The organism is Ruegeria sp. AF2, from assembly GCF_056542025.1.
The window spans coordinates 970960-990318 of sequence record NZ_JBQFZC010000001.1; the positions used below are offsets into that span (position 1 = coordinate 970960).

Consider the following 19359-nt stretch of genomic DNA (forward strand, 5'->3'; position numbering starts at 1 on the left):
AGGCAGAGTTTTGTGCATGGACCCAGTACTTTGTGCAACTTTACCTGCATCGGGTTAACGCAAATTCGATCGTTTGAAAAGCCACGCTGGGGACTAGACAGTCGGTAGCGCTGAGCATAGTTCACAATTGTGAATGCGTAACGCAAGGACGGACCCGATATGGCAACGCCAGCCTTCGAAGAGATAGTCGAGGATTTCGAGTTCCTGGAGGACTGGGAAGACCGCTATCGCCATGTGATCGAGCAGGGCAAAGCGATGGAGCCTCTGGATGATGCATTCAAAGTCCCTGCGACCAAGGTGAATGGTTGCGCCAGTCAGGTCTGGCTGCATCCAACCATTGAGGGCGGTCAATTCCGCTTTGACGGTGACAGCGATGCCCTGATTGTTCGGGGCCTGATTGCGGTTCTGCGTAGCCTGTATAACGGCTTGCCGGTGGCCGAGGTGCCCGGTGTTGATGCCGGTGGAGAACTCGCGCGTCTGGGGTTGCAGGATCATTTGTCTGCCCAACGTTCGAACGGGTTACGCGCTATGATAGAACGTATTCGCGAAGTGGCATTGGCCAGCGCCTGACTTTTAGGTGGATTTGCGCGCTGCCCAGTCAGCAAGCGTGGTTTCCAAATCGCCATAGCCGGTTTGCCGACGTTCGAATTCCAGCCCCATCCGTTCGGCACACTCCTGCGCGCGGCGAGTGAGGTTGGGATCATCAGTTTGTGCTTGATAGACGAGCTTGGTGTAATTGCCGAAATACATCTCTCGCAATTCAGGATGCCGGTCTAGACCCAGCGGTTTCCAGACAAACGCATCAAACTGCCGCGCAAGGAAATCTGTCAGATAAAAAGCGGTGGTTTCATCGTCGCCATACGCTGCAAAGGCAAGATTGCCCTCGAAGAAGGAATAGCAATGGGGCCCTTGGATCATCTCGACCCCCAGTCGCTCGCACGCTGCTTGTAGCAACCCACCGGTTCCGCAATCAGCATAGACAACGTAGATGCGATCGTAGGAGTCCCGATGCTTGGCAACCGCATCCTCGACCGCCTGTGTGATCTTTTCCGGGTGCACATGCAAAATGGCGGGCAGGCAAGTCAGGGCCATGTGATCCCAGCCGTTCCGTTCTTTCAGCTCCAGAATCTCGCGGGCCAGTGCACCGCATGCGATCAGAAGAATCGACTCGGCGCTGTGCGGTGCGACATAGCCTTGACGGGTCAGGCTGTCATCGTCTGGGATCTGTGAGTCGGTCATCTGATCTCTCTGGCTGGTCTTTAGCTATATATGTGCCCGAGGTTCGGACAAAAAAGGCCGCCCCAAAAAGGACGGCCTGTCTCACGATATGATCTCGCGCCTTAGCCGGCCAGTTGGTTGTGCTTGCGCGACATGAAGTCCTTGGCCATTTCCACCGCCACGGCTGCGTCGCGGCAATAGCCGTCAGCGCCGATCGCCTTGCCGAACTCTTCGTTCAGCGGAGCGCCGCCAACCAGAACGGTGTACTCATCACGCAGGCCTTGTTCGACCAACGTGTCGATTACGACCTTCATATAAGGCATCGTCGTCGTCAGCAGAGCGGACATGCCCAGAATGTCGGGCTGTTCGTTTTCCAGCGCTTCGAGGTAGTTCTCGACCGGGTTGTTGATGCCGATATCGACAACTTCGAACCCGGCGCCTTCCATCATCATCGCAACAAGGTTCTTGCCGATGTCATGGATGTCGCCCTTTACGGTGCCGATCACCATCTTGCCAACGCGCGGAGCACCAGTTTCAGCCAGCAGAGGCTTCAGGATCGCCATACCGCCTTTCATGGCGTTGGCCGCCAGCAGCACCTCAGGCACGAACAGGATGCCGTCGCGGAAGTCATGGCCGACAATTGTCATGCCGCCAACCAGCGCTTTGGTCAGGATGTCATAGGGTTGCCATCCGCGCTCGAGCAGGATGTTCACACCTTCTTCGATCTCTTCCTTCAGGCCGTCATAAAGGTCATCGAACATCTGTTCGACGAGTTCGTCATCATTCAGTTCGGACAGGACGATGTCTTCTTCATCAGACATGGGTATTTCCCTGAGCTGTGCGGGCCTGCGGCCCGTGGTGGCATTTTCACCGTTTTGGCCATTTCGTCGCAGGTCTACTGTGACGATTGCGACCTAGGTCGTTCTGAGACCGACCTATAGGCCGAATATTCGCACTCAGCGACATCGAATTTTGCAAGATCATCCTGCATTGGTTTCATTAGCCACGGTAAATTCACCTGCAGTCTAATGCGTCGCCGGTTTCGAGCATCTGATGATTTTTGGGAATCGAAACATGAATCTTGCCAGTGAAACTGGTTTTAATTACATCTAGGATAGGAACAAAAGGCGAACAAATGACTGCTGCCATCAAAAGCCCTGGGCGCGGAGCAACCTCAAACGAAGCAGGTCGATTCGAGAGGTTTACAACCGAGTTGACCGAAGATGGCTGGGATTTGCCAGACGAACTGCCCCCGTTGCGGACCGAAGTTCGGGAAGAAATGGCGCGCAATCTGATCACCTATAACAAGTCGCCGGACCTACCTTTTGACCGATCCATAAACCCATATCGGGGCTGCGAGCATGGATGCGTGTATTGCTTTGCTCGGCCAACGCATGCGTATCTGGGGCTGTCTCCGGGTTTGGATTTCGAAACCCACCTTGTTGCGCGACCCAATGCGGCTGAGCTATTGCGTCGCGAACTCTCGGCACGTTCTTACAAGGTGGCCACGATTGCACTGGGCACCAACACCGACCCCTATCAGCCGATCGAAAAAAAACGCAAGATAACAAGAAGCTGTCTAAAGGTTCTGAGAGATTTTCAACATCCGGTCGGTATTGTGACCAAGGGGACTCTGATCGAGCGTGATCTTGATATTCTGGGACCGATGGCCAGCAATGGTCTTGTCCGGGTTGGCATTTCGCTGACCACATTGGACCGGGATCTTTCCCGGCGGATGGAACCACGAGCACCTTCGCCGCAGCGCAGGCTCGGAATGATCCGCAACCTGACCGAGGCTGGCGTGCCTGTGCGCGTTATGACGTCTCCGGTGATTCCCGGTTTAACCGATCATGAATTGGAAAACCTGTTGGAGGCCGGAAAGCAGGCTGGCGCTGATGCTGCAAGCTGGATCATGCTGCGGCTTCCCCGTGAAGTATCCGCGCTCTGGCGCGAGTGGTTGATCGAACATCAGCCGGGCAGGGCTGAGAAGGTGATGGCACGGCTGCGCGAAATGCATGGGGGTAGGGAATATGACCCCCGGTGGGGCCACCGCATGCGGGGCGAGGGGACCTATGCCGAGATGATTGCGCAACGGTTCAAGGCCGCAGTCAAACGTCTCGGGCTGTCGACTGATATGCCGCCACTAAACTGTGCGGCTTTTGCGCCGCCACCTCAGCCCGGTGATCAGCTGGCTTTGTTCTGAAACCTTTGTTCAGAAACTGATGCCAATCCCGGCGGAGAATCCGTTAACCGTATCGCTGCCGTAATAACGGACCATAAACCGTGTCGTTGATACCCAAGGCACCCATGTGTCGGACAGATCAACCTCGATCCCGCCACCTACGCGGGCCAGCCAGTCGGTGCCCAATACAAGTGACTGATCCCCGATCAGATAGGACAGGGACAGATCGCCCACCCAGCGGACCGGGCGACCGAACATGCGTTTTCCAGTTGGAAAGCGGTAGCGTGACCACAGAACTGCATTTGCGGCAGTTGATTCAACCAACAAGTCCTCGTTGTCTCCGATAGGCCAGTATTCGATATGGGTATAGCGCAGGCTTGCCTCGAATTCCCGGTCGTTGGACAGAGCTTTTTCGTACGAGACCGTCATCGATCCGCCTGCGCCACCAGCCCAGATGCCGCCGCTTTCGAGAAAGTCTCGATCAAGCCCCAGGCGGTTGGCGATGGCTTGCGCACCGACAGATGCGTCGGATTGCGTACGTCCGACCGAGATATGGGCCATCGGGGTCATTTTCCAATACTCGCCGATGTCGAACTGATAGCCGACACCGCCGGTCAGGGCGAGGCTGGTCCATTTCAGCGGTATACGCGTGGTATCTCCGGTGCCGCTGAAGGTCAGAACGGGGTCATAGCGCGCGTAGCCAATATACCCCTCAAGATAGATCGGCACGCCCTCAGCAAGGCGAAACCCGCCGCCCAGCTGGGCGGATTTGAAATCGTAATCGCGATTGTCTGTATTTGATTGCAGCGAGATTGCGCTGGCAGAATCGTCCGGGATGCCTGCCAGCCCTAAGATTGCCAGCGACCCGGCGGCGTTTTCCTGCTGCTGCTTCTCAAAAGCACGTTCCAGCACGCTTTGAGCGGATGCCGATTGCGCAAGTAGCAACATAATGAAAAAGAGGATTAAACGCATGAGAACCAAACACTATTCGCCGGACGCGGCAACATTAGGCGGACTAACGCAGTGCGGAAAGATGCATCGAAACAGTCATTTACGTTTGGTTTCGAACGGTCTCATTTTGGTAACGCTACGGAAAAAAGACCCCGGATAACCGGGGTCTTAACATCGATATTGTGTGTGGATCAGCGGTTTTCGATGTCCACGTAATCGCGGTTGGTCGCGCCCAGATAAAGCTGACGTGGGCGTCCGATCTTATTCTGTGGATCGGCAATCATTTCTTTCCACTGGCTAACCCAGCCAACGGTACGTGACAACGCGAAGATTGGCGTGAACATCGAGGTCGGGAAACCCATCGCTTCCATCACGATGCCCGAATAGAAGTCGACATTCGGGAACAGTTTCTTTTCGATGAAATACGGATCTTCCAGAGCCTGTTTTTCCAGCGCCTTCGCGACCTGTAGTTTGGGATTGTTTTCCACGCCCAGCAGGTCAAGTACTTCGTCTGCCGATTGCTTCATCACTTTCGCGCGTGGATCGAAGTTCTTGTAGACGCGGTGGCCAAAGCCCATCAGACGGAACGGGTCATCTTTGTCTTTGGCGCGCTCGATAAACTCGGGGATGCGGTCCACGCTGCCGATCTCTTCCAGCATTTCAAGGCAAGCCTGGTTCGCACCACCATGGGCCGGACCCCAGAGACAGGCGATACCGGCCGCGATACAGGCGAACGGGTTTGCACCCGAAGAAGATGCCAGACGCACCGTCGAAGTCGAGGCGTTCTGTTCGTGATCCGCCTGCAGCATGAAGATACGATCCATGGCGCGTGCCAGAATCGGGTTCACCTCGTAATCTTCGGCAGGAACGGCAAAACACATGCGCAGGAAGTTTGACGCATAGTCCAGGTCGTTGCGCGGATACACGAAGGGCTGACCAATATGGTATTTGTAGGCCCAGGCCGCGATGGTCGGCATTTTTGCGATCAAACGGTGCGAAGCTACTTCACGCTGACGCGGGTCCGCGATGTCGGTCGAATCGTGATAGAACGCGGACATGGCACCAACCACACCCACCATGATGGCCATCGGATGCGCATCCCGGCGGAAGCCGCGATAGAAATACTGCATCTGCTCGTGCAGCATCGTGTGGCGGGTGATTGTGGTCTCGAAGTTCTCCAGATCCTTCGCCGAAGGCAGCTCGCCATACAGCAGTAGATAGCTGAGTTCGAGGAAATGCGACTTCGAGGCGATCTGTTCGATCGGATAACCGCGATGCAGCAACTCGCCCTTGTCACCGTCGATGAATGTAATGGTGCTGTCACAGCTTGCAGTCGACGTGAAACCCGGATCATAAGTAAAGACGCCAGCCTGACCATAGAGCTTGCGGATATCGATCACATCGGGCCCAGCGGTCGGAGAAAACACCGGCAGATCATAGCTTTCGCCGTGGACAGTCAGTTTGGCTGATTTTTTGCTCTCGGTCATGTTTGTCCCTTCTTCATTCGTGCGCATGCCGGATCGCTGTCCGACAAAGCAGGCAACGACTGCGTTCCGTCGCGCAGTCCGTTCTTAACGGAGCAGCGTTACCCTTATGTGAAATCAGGCCGGGTTCGCTGCATCAGAAAGCCGCGCCAGGGTTTCATCGCGCCCAAGCACAAGCATCATGTCAAATACCGAAGGTGTAACTGCCCGGCCCGCTAGTGCCGCCCGCAGCGGACCAGCCAATTTGCCGAACTTAACCCCATTCGCCTCTGCGAACGAATTCAGGGTCTCCTCCAGTTCGTTCCGGGACCAGCTAGCATTTTGCAGCTGCGGCGTCAATTCTTTCAGTATACCGTCGGATACAGATGCCAGCGCCTTTGCGGACTTTTCATCTGGCTGGATAGGTCGCGACGTAAGCACAAAATGAGCTTTTTCAATGAGTTCCGGGAACGTGCGTGCGCGGTCCTTGAGGCAATACATCGCACGGATCAAATCACTGGATTGTGTTTCGGAAAGCGGCGGCAAACCAGCTGACTTCAGATATCCCTGAATTTCATGCTGCAGCGCGGCATCTTCCCCGACGGCAATATGTTGTCCACAAAGGTTTTCAAGCTTCTTCACATCAAATCGCGCCGGGCTTTTGCCGATGCCATCCAGATCGAACCACTCTTTAGCTTGGGCATCGGTAAAGAACTCATCATCCCCATGGCTCCAGCCCAGCCGAGCCAGATAGTTGCGCATTCCGGATGCCGGATATCCCATAGCCTGATATTCTTGCGCCCCCAACGCACCGTGACGTTTGCTGAGCTTTTTCCCATCGGGTCCATGGATCAAAGGGATATGCGCCCAGACTGGTACATCCCAACCCATCGCCTCGTAGATCATCATCTGACGGGCGGCGTTGTTGAGGTGATCGTCGCCCCGGATCACATGAGTCACGCCCATATCATGATCGTCAACCACAACGGCCAGCATGTAGACCGGAGTCCCATCCGAACGCAGCAGGATCATGTCATCCAACTGATCGTTGCGAATGGTGACATCGCCCTGCACCTGATCGCGGATCACAGTGGCACCGTCTTGCGGAGCCTTGATGCGGATCACGTAAGGGGCGTCGGGATGGGTGGACGGGTCGGCCTCGCGCCATGGGCTGCGGAACAGGGTCGATTTCCCTTCGGCCCGGGCCTGTTCGCGGAACGCAGCGATTTCTTCCTGCGTCGAAAAGCACTTGTATGCCTTGCCTTCGGACAGCAACTGATGCGCGACCTCTGCGTGCCGGGCGGCGCCTTCGAATTGGCTGACGACTTCGCCGTCATGATCCAGCCCCAGCCAGTTCATGCCCTGCAAAATAGCTGCGGTCGCTTCCGGCGTGGAACGTTCCCGGTCGGTATCCTCGATCCGCAGCAGGAATTTGCCGCCGCGGCCCCGCGCATAAAGCCAGTTGAACAGCGCAGTGCGGGCGCCACCGATATGCAGAAATCCGGTGGGAGAGGGGGCAAAACGGGTGACGACCTGATCGGACATGGTGTGGATTAACCTTTTGGTAACCTTAGCGGGCATAGTTTGGCGACTATCTACCCAGCCCGAAGGACGGGGGCAACCATGCGTGTTCTGACACGGGTCGAGACCGCATTGCTGACCCAGCGGGGACACCTGTTTCCGTGGTCTCCGATTTGCATGTCGGTCGGGATTGGCTGGTATTTCAGCCTCAGGTTCGAACCCGAGGTTGAGCTCTATGTCGGCGTTCTGGTGCTTGCCTGTCTGGCACTTGCCTCCACCCGTTGGATGGGAACCGCGTGGTCACCCCTGGCCACCGGGTTGGCCCTGATCGCGATGGGGTTCGCTCTGGCCGGGACGCGGGCACATATGGTTGCGGAGCCGGTCCTGCAATGGCGTTACTATGGCCCAGTCGAGGGGAGGGTCGTAGCGCTGGACCGCTCTGCGTCGGATGCGCTGAGGGTGACATTGGATCAGGTGCGGATCGGGGACGTTCCTGCTGATCAAAGACCCCGGCGCATCCGGCTGTCTATTCACGGGGAGTCAGTTGCGCTGTCCCCGGGTCAGCGGATTATGACCACAGCACATCTTTCGCCGCCGCAAGGGCCAGTTGAACCCGGAGGTTTTGATTTTCGCCGCCACGCCTGGTTCCAGCAACTCGGCGCTGTTGGATACACTCGGGTTCCGGTCCTGACGTCGGCTGCGGCGCAAGATGGTTTGGACGGAGTGCGTATCACGGCCTGGCGCATGGAGATCTCGGATCGGGTGCGCACGATCCTGCCGGGCGAAGTCGGGGGCTTTGCCGCCGCCGTAACTACCGGTGATCGCAGCGGGATGGGGCAGGCCTCGTTAGAGGCGTTGCGCGCGTCCAACCTGGCTCATCTTCTGGCGATTTCGGGCCTTCACATGGGTTTGTTGACCGGTTTCGTTTTTGTGGCGTGCCGCATGGGGTTCTCAATGGTACCTGTCATCGCGCTTCGCATGCCCGTACGCAAGGTGGCCGCGCTCTGCGCGTTATTCGCGTCGACAATCTACCTGCTTCTGTCTGGTGGGAACGTCGCGACTGAGCGCGCCTTTGTGATGGTCTGCGTTATGCTGGGGGCCGTATTGTTGGACCGGCGCGCGATTTCGTTGCGGGCGGTGGCCGTAGCTGCGCTGATTGTTCTTACCTTTCGTCCAGAAACTCTTTTGAGCCCCGGATTTCAGATGTCTTTTGCTGCTACAACCGCCTTGGTCGCAGGGTTTGGCGCGTTGCGGGACTATGGCCCAATGCCAGGCCCAAAATGGCTGCGGCCTGTGCTGGCCTTGTTGACATCCTCGGCGATCGCGGGGATCGCGACAGCTCCGATCGGGGCGGCGCATTTCAACGCTATTTCGCACTACGGGTTGCTGGCAAATCTCGTCTCCGTGCCCGTCATGGGAACGCTGGTCGTTCCAAGTGCGGTTGTCGCCGCCCTTCTTGCACCTTTTGGGCTTGAAGCGATTGCATTGCACGTAATGGGTCTTGGGCTGAGATGGATCCTTACCGTTGCCGATTGGGTCGCGGGACTGGAGGGCGCGCGCGGGTACGTGGTAAGCCCAGACTATTTCGTATTGCCTGTTCTGGCTCTGTCTCTTCTGTGGCTAATGCTGTGGCAAGGGCACGCACGGTGGCTCGGCATTGCCCCGGCAGCATTGGCGATAGCGCTGTGGGGTCAGGGAAGCCGCCCAGACGTGCTGATCGCCGATACCGGCGGGCTGGTCGGAGTGATGACTGAACACGGGCGCGCGCTGAGCAAACCGAAAGGCAGCGGATTTGTCGCGTCGGTTTGGCTGGAAAATGACGGGGACGGGGCAGATCAACCAAAGGCCGCTTTGCGATGGCCAGAGGCATCAGCGGGAATTCAACGTTTTCTGCTGGGAGACAAAGAGCTTGTCCACTTGACTGGCAAGCGGGCTGCGAGCGCCTTTCAGGAATGCAGGAAAGATCAGATCATTGTCGCCCCGGTGTCGTTGACTTTGACCGGTGAATGCAGCGTTTACGATACGGAATTTCTGCAGAAGACAGGCAGTCTTGCGTTGTCCAAGGGGCGTTTGTTCGCGAGTTCTGATATCTCAGGCCGCCGCCTCTGGTCCCCCAAGCTGCCTCAGTAGCTTCGGATCAAGCCTACCAGGCGGCCCTGAACTTTCACCTTGTCCTCTGGCAGCACGCGGGTCTCATAGGCCGGATTTGCCGCTTCCAGCGCAATGGCCTGACCTCGGCGGAAAAACCGTTTCAGCGTGGCTTCCTGATCTTCCACCAATGCCACCACGATGTCACCGTTGTCAGCGGCCGTTGTTTCGCGGATCACCACGACATCGCCATCGTTGATACCGGCGTCGATCATCGAGTCGCCACGAACCTCAAGCGCATAATGTTCACCACGGCCCGAAACCATCGAGCCCGGTACCGCAACGCGGTGCGAAACATGGCTGATCGCTTCGATCGGTACACCGGCAGCAATCCGGCCCATAACAGGCAATTCCATCGCATCAACTGTGACGGGTTCAAAGTTCGCGGGGCGTGGACCTTCAGGGCGATCGCCTTCAATCACACGCGGTTTGAAACCTGCCGTGGGCTCTCCCCCAAGGCTTTCTGGCAGCTTGACAATTTCGATGGCACGGGCTCGATGGGCAAGGCGGCGGATAAAGCCACGTTCTTCCAGCGCGGTGATCAGTCGATGAATCCCGGATTTTGACCGTAGATCCAACGCGGCCTTCATCTCATCAAAACTGGGCGGAACACCGTCCGCTTGCACGCGTTTGTGGATGAATTCCAGCAAATCCAATTGCTTCTTGGTCAGCATTGCTCATACCTCGTCGCTCATGCGTTTTCTTTTGTTCTACGCATGTTCACGTTTTGTGTCAACGGATTTGCTAGATCGGCAGGTAAAGGACCTCATCCCCGGCCTCGCGCGCGGGATCGTGGGGTTGGCGTACCAATAGTGCATTGGCTTGCGCCAAAACACTTAGCAGCGAGCTGTCCTGATCATCACAGGCGCGGATGCCGCCGCTGTCCAACACCGCCCGCATATAATGCTCACGCGGGCCATTTTTTCCGAGCGGGGCAGAAAGGCGGGCGCGCTTGAACGGGTTCAGGACCCTTTCGATCCCCGACATGCGGCGCACCATCGGGATAAGAAACAGATAGCCGCACACCATGGCACTGACCGGGTTTCCGGGTAGACCGACCATCGCAGCATGCCCAAGCCGCCCGGCCATCAGTGGTTTACCCGGTCGCATGCGTATCTTGTAGAACGATTGCTTCAGCCCGAGACCTTCCGAGACATCCGCAACCAGGTCGTACTCGCCAACCGACGCCCCTCCGATTGTCACCACAAGGTCAGCGCCCTGTGCCAAGCAAAAAGCTGTTTCTAATGACGCTAAGGTATCTTGTGCGATAGGAAGTACACGAACTTGTGCGCCAGCGTTTTCCAGTAACGCCTTAAGACCAAAGGTATTTGAGGCGATGATCTGATCGGGGCCGGGTGTTTCTCCGGGCATCACCAGTTCGTCACCGGTTGAGATTAGTGCAACCACGGGTTTGCGGGTCACAGGGACCGAAGCGATGTTCATCGCTGCCATTAATGCGACATCTTCGGGTCTGAGCTGGCGCGGGGCCGTGATCTGCGTACCGATGCTGAAATCGATCCCCGCAGGGCGGATATTGGCCTTTTCACCGGGGGCGTCGGTTATGGTGATCAGATCACCGCGTCGGTCGACATCTTCCTGTATGACGATGAAATCTGCACCATCCGGCACAGGCGCACCAGTGAATATACGCACAGCTTGGCCGGGTCCGACGCTTCCAGCAAAGCGACGTCCGGCCGCTGCTTCGCCAACCACTTTGAACATTGCGTGCAGTTCGACTTCGGCCGCCTTGACGGCGTACCCATCCATCGATGACGCAGCAAAGGGCGGCTGATCACGCGTTGCTGCAACGTTTTCTGCCAGGATACGACCGGCAGCCTCGGCAAGGGCAACCGTTTCTGCGGGCAGCGGTGAGACCAGATCGAACAGCAGAGCCCGCGCTTCTTCAACCGAGATCATGATGCCTCGTAACGCCCTGATTTTCCGCCGTCTTTCAGTAGAACACGAATGCCGCCGATCTCCATCGATTTGTCCACGGCCTTCGCCATATCATAAACCGTCAGTGCGGTTGTCGAGACTGCTGTCAGCGCTTCCATCTCTACGCCGGTCTGGCCGGAAGTCTTTACTGTCGCTTCAATCTGAACGCCGGGAAGGTCCGGGTCTAAGCTCAGTTCAATGGCGACTTTGGTCACGGGTAGCGGATGACACAGAGGTATCAGGTCAGGCGTTTTCTTGGCGCCCATTATGCCCGCAAGTCTGGCAACACCAAGAACATCGCCTTTCTTAGCGCGTCCTTCTGAAATGATATCAAAGGTTTCCTTCGCCATCTTGATGTATCCAGATGCAACCGCAACCCGGTCGGTGACAGCCTTGTCGGACACGTCCACCATATGGGCCTCACCTTTGGCATCAAAATGGGTCAGCGGCATCACATCACTCCGGGAATGAGCGGGTTGGCGAGCAGTGCTCGAGTTGCCGAAGCTACATCATCCTGACGCATCAGGCTTTCACCAATAAGGAAACAGCGCGCACCGTAGCGGGCGATATCGGCGAGGTCCGCCGGAGTGCTCAGGCCGCTCTCGCAGACGATCGTGCGATCCGCTGGAACCAGCTTTGAAAGGTGGCGGGTGGTATCGAGAGTCGTCTCGAACGTCTTGAGATTGCGGTTGTTTATCCCGATAAGCGGGCTTTTCAACTGCGATGCGCGTGCAAGTTCATCGGCGTCGTGCACTTCGATCAGAACATCCATGCCCCAGTCAAACGCGGTTTGCTCAAGCTCGGCGGCCTGTGCATCGCTGACCGATGCCATGATGATCAGGATGCAATCCGCACCCAATGCACGCGCTTCGACCACCTGATAGGGGTCGTACATGAAGTCCTTCCGCAATGCTGGCAACGAACAGGCCGCGCGCGCTTCGGTCAGAAAGGACTTGTCACCCAGAAAGCTAGGCGTGTCCGTCAGAACCGACAGGCAAGCCGCGCCGCCCTCTTCATAAGCTTTGGCAAGCGCGGGCGGATCGAAATCAGCGCGGATCAGACCTTTGGACGGGCTGGCCTTTTTGACCTCGGCAATCAATCCGTACCCCTTGCGCACAGCCGAATGCAGGGCTTCGGCAAAACCGCGTACCTCGGGTGCGTTCCGTGCATCAGATTCTAGTGTTTCCAGAGGCTTATGCGCTTTATCCGCAGCGATCTCTTCCAGCTTGTACGCTTTGATTTTGTCCAGAACGGTGTCGGTCATGCGGCTTCCTGTGTAATGCGCGCCAGCGCGGTGATCTTTTCACGGGCCTTGCCGCTGTCAATGCTTTCTGTGGCCATCGCAACGCCCTCGCGCAGATCGCTTGCCGCATCTGCAACGACCAGCGCCGCTGCCGAGTTTAGCAACACCGCGTCGCGGTAGGCTGAAGGTGCCCCATCCAGCAAGGCGCGGAAGGCGACCGCGTTCTCTTCGGGGGTGCCGCCGATGATATCTTCGAACGAATGCACCGGCAGGCCTGCATCTTCGGGGTGAAGCTCAACCTCTTTTACAACGCCATCCTCAACCGATGCGACCCAGCTGATCCCTGTGATCGTAAGCTCATCCGTACCGTCTGAGCCGTGGACTAGCCAGGCATGTTCAGCCCCAAGCAGACCCAGAGTTTCGGCCATCGGGCGGATCAGGTCGCGGCTGAACGCACCGGTCAGTTGGCGCTTCACCCCGGCGGGGTTGGTCAGGGGGCCCAGAATGTTGAAAATCGTGCGCGTACCCAGTTCTTGCCGCGAAGGCATGACATGGGCGATCGCCGGGTGGTGCATTGGGGCCATCATGAAACCGATACCGACCTCTTTCAGCGCTTTTTCAACAACTTCCGGGCCGACCATTACGTTGATACCTAGCTGCCCAAGAGCATCTGCTGCGCCGGATTTCGAGCTCAGGTTCCGATTACCGTGTTTTGCAACGGTGACACCGGCGCCCGCCGTCACAAAAGCCGTGGCTGTCGAGATATTGAGTGTTCCTTTGCCGTCGCCCCCCGTGCCAACGATGTCCATCGCGCCAGCGGGAGCTTTCACTGCATTGCATTTCGCGCGCATTACGGCAGCGGCGGCGGCGTATTCCTCGACCGTCTCGCCGCGCGTGCGCATTGCCATCAGCAACCCGCCAATCTGGCTGGGCGTGGCGGCCCCATCAAAGAGGATGCCAAAGGCCTGTTCAGCCTCGGCACGGGTCAAAGGTCGATCGGCCGCAGCACCGATCAGCGGTTTCAGAGCGTCGCTCATGCGGGGACTTTCATTTCGTTCAGGAAGTTCTTGAGCAGGGCGTGACCATGCTCGGACGCGATGGATTCCGGGTGAAACTGGACGCCGTGGATCGGCAGTTCTTTGTGCTGCAGACCCATAATCGTGCCATCCTCAAGCTCGGCCGTGATCTCAAGGCAATCGGGCAGGCTTTCGCGTTCTACGACAAGCGAATGATACCGGGTGGCCTCGAAGGGCGAGGGCAGGCCAGCGAATACACCTTTGCCGGTGTGTTTCATCGTGCCCATTTTCCCGTGCACGATCTCATGACAGCGCACAACCTTGCCGCCAAATGCCTGACCGATGGTTTGATGCCCCAGACAGACCCCCATCAGCGGTGTTTGCGTCTCGGCCGCGGCTTCGGTCAGGGCCAGACAGATGCCCGCCTGATCGGGATCACAAGGGCCGGGGCTGAGCAGAATACCAGCCGGGTTCATCGCCATTGCTTCCTGTACGTCCAGCGCGTCGTTCCGGCGCACGACCATCTCGGCCCCGAGCTCACCCAGATAATGAACGAGGTTGTAGGTAAACGAGTCATAGTTGTCGATCAGCAGCAGCATTTGGGCACTTATCTTCCTATGGGCATTTCGGGCTGGCGATGCAGTCCCTGAGCGCGGTATAATGTCGGGACATACATGCTCAGGCTTGTGCGGCAGCGTCAAGAGGACATACCCAACTTGACGCCGTACAGGTGAGCGTCGCGGAAGATGGCGTCTGGGCAGATGAGGCACGAAACAACGCGAGAGGCGAGATTTCGATGAGCGGATTTTACGGTGGAGTGATCGCCGGGGCGGTCTCGGTATTGGCACTGGGCGCGGTTCTTTCGCTGACAACTCCTTTGTCACGTAAACCAGATGTGACGGCAACAGCGCCCGAAGTGGCTGATACTCCGCAGCCCCTGGAGGCTGCGAAAGTTGAAGAAAGCAATGCCGATGCTGATCTGGTTGAGTTGCCACCATCCGGCCCTGAAACCCCCGATCTATCATCAGATTCGCTGGATGGCTTGGCAGGTATCGAGCTTGAGCCCGGTGCCCGTCCTGAGGCGGGTGGAGCACCGACCGTAGCCGAGGCACCTGCAGCGATCTCATCTTCTGACGTGACCGTTCAAACCGAAGCGCCCGCGGCACCGCCAAATCCACTTGCCGAACCGACCTCGCCACAACAGGAAGCCGAACCGGCAGCGCTCGCGGACGCTCCAGCAGCGCCTGCGCCCGAGGAAGCCCCGAAACCGCAGGTTGCGGAAGAAACGCCCAAGGAGGCCCCTCAGGTCGCTGCCTTGCAGCCTGAGATCGCGGATGTGCCGGATGCAGCTCCAGAGGCTCAGGAAGCGGAACCCGTGCCTGATGAAAATCCAATCGCGGTTGAGGGTGAAGAAGATACCCGCCCTGTACGTCAGCCGCGAGTATTGACCCTGCCGCAAATTGGCGGAGAGGGGGCCACAGGTTCCGGTTCGTTGATCGGCAAGCGTGTCGTGCCCCTAACCGAGAGGGATGACCCGCCCGTCGAACAAGCCGTGATTACTCCAGAAGTGGTGGCCAAGCCCATCGAAGCACATGCTGCCACCTTCGAAAACCCAGAATCCAAGCCATTGATGTCGATCATTTTGATCGATGATGAAGGGGCTTTTGGGGCCGAGGCGTTGCAGGATTTCCCATACCCGCTAAGTTTTGCCGTCAGCCCGTCTGACCCGAATGCAGCTGAAAAAATGGCCCGTCATCGCGAGGCTGGATTTGAAGTATTGGCCTTGGTTGACATGCACGAAGCCGCCAGTGCTCAGGACGCTGAGGTGTCGTTGTCGGTGTGGTTGGATCAATTGCCTCAAACCGTAGGCATTCTGGAAGGTGTCGGAAGCGGCATTCAGGGCAACCGAAAGCTGGCTGATCAGGTTGCGGCGATTGCCGGAGATACCGGGCGCGGGCTGGTGACGCAGGACAATGGTCTAAACACTGCGCAAAAGCTTGCAGCGCGCAACGGCATTCCATCCAGCGTAGTGTTCCGCGATTTCGATGGTGCCAAACAGGACCCCAAGATCATGCGGCGTTTTCTGGATCAGGCAGCCTTCCGCGCCGGACAGGAAGGTGCCGTGGTGATGCTGGGTCGTCTGCGTCCCGAGACGATCTCGGCTCTATTGCTGTGGGGGCTTGAGGATCGCGGCAGCCGCGTGGCGATGGCCCCAATTTCTGCCGTGATGATGAAAGAAGTCCAGCAGGGCGTTGCCGGATCGCTGACGGACGGGTGACGGCAGCGACCATCCGCCGCCCTACTAGCTGTTTCCGCTGCCTGTAAACCGCGCCGCATCCGCAGCCGCGCGGCGAATGGCGTTCGATTTATGGACGGTCTCCATGTATTCCGCTTCTGGGTCGCTGTCATAGACAACGCCTCCTCCAGCTTGGATATACAGTTTGTGGTCTTTCACAATGGCCGTCCGCAGTGCGATGCACATATCCATGTCGCCGCCTGCGCTGAAATACCCGACACCGCCACCGTAGATGCCGCGCTTTTCAGGCTCCAACTCGTCGATGATCTCCATCGCGCGCACTTTGGGCGCGCCTGATACCGTGCCTGCAGGCATCCCGGCAAAGAACGCGTCCAATGCGTCCTTGTCTTCGGCCAGTTCACCGACCACGTTTGATACGATGTGCATCACGTGGCTGTAGCGCTCGATGATGAACTCTTCGGTAGGACGCACGGTTCCAATCTTAGAAACACGCCCGGTGTCATTGCGGCCCAGGTCCAGCAACATGAGGTGCTCGGCGAGTTCTTTCTTGTCGGCCAGCAGGTCGATTTCGTTGGCTTTGTCTTCTTCGGGCGTCGCGCCACGCGGGCGGGTACCCGCGATAGGGCGGATCGTGACCTCATTGCCGAAGACACGCACCAGAATTTCTGGGCTTGCACCTACGACCTGAAAGCCGCCGAAGTTGAAATAGAACATGAACGGCGACGGGTTGGTGCGCCGCAGCGAGCGGTAGAGGGCAAATGGCGGCTGCGGAAAATCCTGTGTCCAGCGTTGGGCTGGGACGACCTGAAAGATATCACCTGCACGGATATATTCCTTGGCCTTTTCAACGGCTTCCATATAGCCCGATTTGGTGAAGTTAGAGACAGGAGCCCCAACTTCTATTGCGTCACCCAGATCGCGCGTCTCGGCCGGCATGGCACGCTCAAGATCACGCACGGCATCCATCACACGCTCGGCGGCCTGCGCATAGGCGGCTTTGGCGCTTTGGCCCTCGCTGGCCCATGCGGGCGACACCACGGTAACCTCGCCTTTGACGCCGTCCAACACAGCAATGACCGAGGGGCGCAGCATGATCGCATCTGGCAGGCCCAACGGGTCAGGGTTCACATCCGGCAGGTATTCCACCAACCGGACCATGTCGTAGCCCAGATAGCCAAACAGGCCAGCGGCGGCCTGCGGCAGGTCATCGGGAAGCGCGATGCGGCTTTCAGCCAACAAGGCGCGTAAGTTGTCCATCGGGTTGCCATCCTGTGGCTCGAACGCCTCGGCATCGAAGCGGGCTGATCGGTTCAAGGCCGATGTCTCGCCCTGACAGCGCCAAATCAGATCGGGCTTCATTCCGATGATCGAATAGCGCCCACGCACTTCACCCCCGGTTACCGACTCGAGCATGAAGGCGTCTTTCTGAGCGCCTGTCAGTTTCAGCATCAGTGAAACCGGCGTATCCAGATCAGCGGCGAGGCGGGTATAGACGACCCGATTTTCGCCCGCATCATAAGCGCGCGCGAAACTTTCGAAATCCGGGGTCAGGGCCATGTTCTGTCTCTTTTAGTAACTGGCCCGTACCGCGTTCAGCGCTTGCTGATCCAGCACAGGGCGTGCGCGTGTCTGGGCATTGCGCACATAGATGTCAAAGATGTTTTGCGCCAGCGCCTGGCTCAATTGCGCAGCCAGTGCATCCTGCATCTGGCGTTGCTCATCGGTTTCCGCCGGAGGTAGCTCTTCATCCAGACGCACGATCAGGGCGTTACCGTTTCCGGGAATGACACGCAGCTCACCAGGGTCCATTTCAAACACCTGAGTCATGAAGTCCACGGGAACATCTTCGAGGAATGCGGTACGTGTCAGCGCATTTTCGACGCGGAAGGGCAGGCCAGTGGCGGTAAAGTCGCCATCTGTTGCCAGCTGGGTCAGAACCGTGTTGCCCTGATTTTGCAGCGCTTTCGCAGTTTCTACCTGCAGCCATGCCTCGGCGACACGGTCACGGGCGCTTTCCAGAGGTTCCGGGCGCGGCTCTAGCACTTCATTCAAGCGCAGCGCAAAGATCGAACCATCTTCAAGGAACGCGACCTCTGGGAAATCACCTTCTTGCACAGCCTCAGCGACTGAGCGGAAGCCGTCATACGCGGCAACGCCATCGTCGCTTTGCTGGGTCCAGTCGATCTGACCCAGTTCCATCTCGGTCTCACCGGCCAGTTCTTCCAGTGTTGCGCCGCCTGCAAGCAGGTCGTTGATGTCTTCGGCCTGTGCTTCGATCTGACGGCGCGCTCGGTCGGCGGCGAGTTCTGCACGAAGTTCGGGTTCGGCGTCTTCGAAACTGACATTGTTCTCGGCCAGCGATCCATTGATCCGGAACAGGGCAGGGCCGAACACCGTGGGAAGCGGGCCGACCACATCGTCGATCTCGGCGGCAAACACGGCGTCGGCTGCATCGCCCAGATCTTCACGGGTGACATCGCCCAGATCAACATCGCTCAGCTCAAGCTGACGTTCGCGGACTAACTGTTCGAAATCGGCCCCGCCAACTTCAAGTTGTGCCAGCGCCTCGGTTGCGGATTCTTCGCTGGGATAGGGCAGACGCTCGACCAAGCGGCGCTCGGGTTGGAAAAATTCGTCAGCGCGTTGGTCGTATAGACGGCGCAGAGAATCTTCGTCCACTTCGATCGTATCGAGCAGCATGTCGGGCGACAGAATGGCGTAGGTCAGTTGCTTGGTGCGGGGCAGGGTGAACTGATCGATATTCTCATCGTAATATGTCTGAATCTGCGCGTCTGTGGGTTGGGCCACGGGCGTTTCGAGAAGGTCGGCTGACAGGGTCGCCACGGTAAAGCTGCGGCGGGCCAGCACATAGTTCGACAAAGCCTCGGTCAGAGTACGGGGCATTTCAACACCGCTCATGACCGCACCTTGCACGATGGTGCGTGAAGATTCTTTGCGCAGATCCGATTCGAATTCGGAATCGGTCATTCCGACCTGTTCCAGCTGAAAGCGATAGGCTTCGCGGTCGAATGTACCGTTTACACCTTGGAACGCCGGTATCTGTACAATCTCGTCCTGCAGGTTCTCGTCACCGATCGAAATGCCAAGCTGTCCGACCTCGTTATCGATTGCGGCCAGCGCGATCAGGCGCGAAAGGGCAAGTTGATCAAGGCCAAGATCATGTGCCTGCGAAATCTGCATTGCCTGTCCGGTTTGCGCTTCGACGGCCCGGATCTCGCGCTGAAGCTCACGAAAATACGCGTCGACCGAAACGCTTTCATCACCGACCTGCGCAACCGTACGCACGGTTCCGGTCAGGCTGGTGGCGCCAAAGCCCGCAAGGCCCAGCATCAAAAGACCCATGAGAATCCAGACAAAGGTTTTGGATAGGTTTTTCATGCCTGCGGCCATGGTGCCCTCTTGGT

At 57.8% G+C, this 19359-nt stretch carries 17 protein-coding genes; 4 read left to right on the top strand and 13 right to left on the bottom strand.

Features of this window, described 5'->3' with window-relative positions; genetic code table 11:
- Nucleotides 1-159: 159 nt before the first annotated feature.
- On the top strand, nucleotides 160-570 hold the full coding sequence (locus ACR0NM_RS04775) for a SufE family protein (protein ID WP_170595504.1): 411 nt from the start codon (nucleotides 160-162) through the stop codon (nucleotides 568-570).
- A gap of 3 nt (nucleotides 571-573) precedes the next feature.
- Here ACR0NM_RS04775 and ACR0NM_RS04780 read toward each other — a convergent pair whose 3' ends face one another.
- A complete protein-coding gene (locus tag ACR0NM_RS04780; protein ID WP_480613458.1) occupies nucleotides 574-1239 on the bottom strand; it encodes a DUF1638 domain-containing protein in 666 nt (221 codons plus the stop codon).
- A gap of 101 nt (nucleotides 1240-1340) precedes the next feature.
- Nucleotides 1341-2039, bottom strand: a complete 699-nt coding sequence (locus ACR0NM_RS04785; protein WP_170392964.1) for a corrinoid protein — start codon at nucleotides 2037-2039, stop codon at nucleotides 1341-1343.
- 314 nt (nucleotides 2040-2353) lie between these two features.
- Between ACR0NM_RS04785 and ACR0NM_RS04790 the strand changes: the two genes are divergently transcribed.
- Nucleotides 2354-3421 (top strand): PA0069 family radical SAM protein, encoded by a 1068-nt coding sequence (locus ACR0NM_RS04790; RefSeq protein WP_480613460.1) that lies wholly within the window; start codon nucleotides 2354-2356, stop codon nucleotides 3419-3421.
- 9 nt (nucleotides 3422-3430) lie between these two features.
- Here ACR0NM_RS04790 and ACR0NM_RS04795 read toward each other — a convergent pair whose 3' ends face one another.
- The 3 genes from ACR0NM_RS04795 to gltX all read right to left on the bottom strand — a co-directional run bounded on the left by ACR0NM_RS04795 (nucleotide 3431) and on the right by gltX (nucleotide 7359).
- Nucleotides 3431-4372, bottom strand: a complete 942-nt coding sequence (locus tag ACR0NM_RS04795) for an autotransporter outer membrane beta-barrel domain-containing protein (RefSeq protein WP_480613462.1) — start codon at nucleotides 4370-4372, stop codon at nucleotides 3431-3433.
- A 170-nt stretch (nucleotides 4373-4542) separates the two neighbouring features.
- Nucleotides 4543-5838: a citrate synthase gene (gltA, locus tag ACR0NM_RS04800; RefSeq protein WP_170392967.1), complete on the bottom strand. Its 1296-nt coding sequence runs from the start codon at nucleotides 5836-5838 to the stop codon at nucleotides 4543-4545.
- A 114-nt stretch (nucleotides 5839-5952) separates the two neighbouring features.
- Nucleotides 5953-7359: a glutamate--tRNA ligase gene (gene gltX, locus ACR0NM_RS04805; protein WP_480613464.1), complete on the bottom strand. Its 1407-nt coding sequence runs from the start codon at nucleotides 7357-7359 to the stop codon at nucleotides 5953-5955.
- Between the two features lie 78 nt (nucleotides 7360-7437).
- Here gltX and ACR0NM_RS04810 point away from each other — a divergent pair, with 78 nt between their 5' ends.
- Nucleotides 7438-9465 (top strand): ComEC/Rec2 family competence protein, encoded by a 2028-nt coding sequence (locus ACR0NM_RS04810; RefSeq protein WP_480613466.1) that lies wholly within the window; start codon nucleotides 7438-7440, stop codon nucleotides 9463-9465.
- Here ACR0NM_RS04810 and lexA read toward each other — a convergent pair.
- From lexA to ACR0NM_RS04840, 6 genes are all read right to left on the bottom strand, one after another.
- Nucleotides 9459-10157 (bottom strand): transcriptional repressor LexA, encoded by a 699-nt coding sequence (gene lexA / locus ACR0NM_RS04815; RefSeq protein ID WP_170392970.1) that lies wholly within the window; start codon nucleotides 10155-10157, stop codon nucleotides 9459-9461. The two genes, ACR0NM_RS04810 and lexA, sit on opposite strands and share 7 nt — an antisense overlap.
- Nucleotides 10158-10227: 70 nt before the next feature.
- Nucleotides 10228-11400, bottom strand: coding sequence for a molybdopterin molybdotransferase MoeA (locus ACR0NM_RS04820; protein ID WP_170595515.1), 1173 nt, complete (start codon nucleotides 11398-11400; stop codon nucleotides 10228-10230).
- A complete protein-coding gene (gene moaC / locus ACR0NM_RS04825) occupies nucleotides 11397-11870 on the bottom strand; it encodes a cyclic pyranopterin monophosphate synthase MoaC (protein WP_170595517.1) in 474 nt (157 codons plus the stop codon). The genes ACR0NM_RS04820 and moaC overlap by 4 nt, the downstream gene beginning before the upstream one ends.
- The gene (trpC, locus tag ACR0NM_RS04830; protein ID WP_480613469.1) at nucleotides 11870-12682 is read right to left on the bottom strand and encodes an indole-3-glycerol phosphate synthase TrpC; all 813 of its coding nucleotides are present in this window, start codon (nucleotides 12680-12682) and stop codon (nucleotides 11870-11872) included. Before trpC ends, moaC begins: the two co-directional genes overlap by 1 nt.
- The gene (gene trpD / locus ACR0NM_RS04835) at nucleotides 12679-13698 is read right to left on the bottom strand and encodes an anthranilate phosphoribosyltransferase (protein ID WP_480613471.1); all 1020 of its coding nucleotides are present in this window, start codon (nucleotides 13696-13698) and stop codon (nucleotides 12679-12681) included. The genes trpC and trpD overlap by 4 nt, the downstream gene beginning before the upstream one ends.
- The gene (locus tag ACR0NM_RS04840) at nucleotides 13695-14276 is read right to left on the bottom strand and encodes an anthranilate synthase component II (RefSeq protein ID WP_170392975.1); all 582 of its coding nucleotides are present in this window, start codon (nucleotides 14274-14276) and stop codon (nucleotides 13695-13697) included. The genes trpD and ACR0NM_RS04840 overlap by 4 nt, the downstream gene beginning before the upstream one ends.
- A gap of 197 nt (nucleotides 14277-14473) precedes the next feature.
- Between ACR0NM_RS04840 and ACR0NM_RS04845 the strand changes: the two genes are divergently transcribed.
- Nucleotides 14474-15955, top strand: coding sequence for a divergent polysaccharide deacetylase family protein (locus tag ACR0NM_RS04845; protein ID WP_480613473.1), 1482 nt, complete (start codon nucleotides 14474-14476; stop codon nucleotides 15953-15955).
- Nucleotides 15956-15979: 24 nt separating this feature from the next.
- Here ACR0NM_RS04845 and trpE read toward each other — a convergent pair whose 3' ends face one another.
- Both trpE and ACR0NM_RS04855 read right to left on the bottom strand, forming a co-directional pair.
- Nucleotides 15980-17491, bottom strand: a complete 1512-nt coding sequence (trpE, locus tag ACR0NM_RS04850; RefSeq protein WP_480613475.1) for an anthranilate synthase component I — start codon at nucleotides 17489-17491, stop codon at nucleotides 15980-15982.
- Nucleotides 17492-17503: 12 nt separating this feature from the next.
- Complete coding sequence (locus ACR0NM_RS04855) at nucleotides 17504-19345, bottom strand: peptidyl-prolyl cis-trans isomerase (RefSeq protein ID WP_480613477.1); 1842 nt, start codon at nucleotides 19343-19345, stop codon at nucleotides 17504-17506.
- Between the last annotated feature and the right edge of the window lie 14 nt (nucleotides 19346-19359).

Excerpts from the sequence above, each read along its gene's own strand:
- ACR0NM_RS04795 (WP_480613462.1), bottom strand. The coding sequence starts at position 4,372 with ATGCGTTTAATCCTCTTTTTCATTATGTTGCTACTTGCGCAATCGGCA.
- trpE (WP_480613475.1), bottom strand. The coding sequence starts at position 17,491 with ATGGCCCTGACCCCGGATTTCGAAAGTTTCGCGCGCGCTTATGATGCG.
- gltA (WP_170392967.1), bottom strand. The coding sequence starts at position 5,838 with ATGACCGAGAGCAAAAAATCAGCCAAACTGACTGTCCACGGCGAAAGC.
- lexA (WP_170392970.1), bottom strand. The coding sequence starts at position 10,157 with ATGCTGACCAAGAAGCAATTGGATTTGCTGGAATTCATCCACAAACGC.
- ACR0NM_RS04810 (WP_480613466.1), top strand. The coding sequence starts at position 7,438 with ATGCGTGTTCTGACACGGGTCGAGACCGCATTGCTGACCCAGCGGGGA.
- ACR0NM_RS04775 (WP_170595504.1), top strand. The coding sequence starts at position 160 with ATGGCAACGCCAGCCTTCGAAGAGATAGTCGAGGATTTCGAGTTCCTG.
- gltX (WP_480613464.1), bottom strand. The coding sequence starts at position 7,359 with ATGTCCGATCAGGTCGTCACCCGTTTTGCCCCCTCTCCCACCGGATTT.
- ACR0NM_RS04855 (WP_480613477.1), bottom strand. The coding sequence starts at position 19,345 with ATGGCCGCAGGCATGAAAAACCTATCCAAAACCTTTGTCTGGATTCTC.
- moaC (WP_170595517.1), bottom strand. The coding sequence starts at position 11,870 with ATGCCGCTGACCCATTTTGATGCCAAAGGTGAGGCCCATATGGTGGAC.
- ACR0NM_RS04820 (WP_170595515.1), bottom strand. The coding sequence starts at position 11,400 with ATGATCTCGGTTGAAGAAGCGCGGGCTCTGCTGTTCGATCTGGTCTCA.
- ACR0NM_RS04780 (WP_480613458.1), bottom strand. The coding sequence starts at position 1,239 with ATGACCGACTCACAGATCCCAGACGATGACAGCCTGACCCGTCAAGGC.
- ACR0NM_RS04840 (WP_170392975.1), bottom strand. The coding sequence starts at position 14,276 with ATGCTGCTGCTGATCGACAACTATGACTCGTTTACCTACAACCTCGTT.
- trpC (WP_480613469.1), bottom strand. The coding sequence starts at position 12,682 with ATGACCGACACCGTTCTGGACAAAATCAAAGCGTACAAGCTGGAAGAG.
- ACR0NM_RS04785 (WP_170392964.1), bottom strand. The coding sequence starts at position 2,039 with ATGTCTGATGAAGAAGACATCGTCCTGTCCGAACTGAATGATGACGAA.
- trpD (WP_480613471.1), bottom strand. The coding sequence starts at position 13,698 with ATGAGCGACGCTCTGAAACCGCTGATCGGTGCTGCGGCCGATCGACCT.
- ACR0NM_RS04790 (WP_480613460.1), top strand. The coding sequence starts at position 2,354 with ATGACTGCTGCCATCAAAAGCCCTGGGCGCGGAGCAACCTCAAACGAA.
- ACR0NM_RS04845 (WP_480613473.1), top strand. The coding sequence starts at position 14,474 with ATGAGCGGATTTTACGGTGGAGTGATCGCCGGGGCGGTCTCGGTATTG.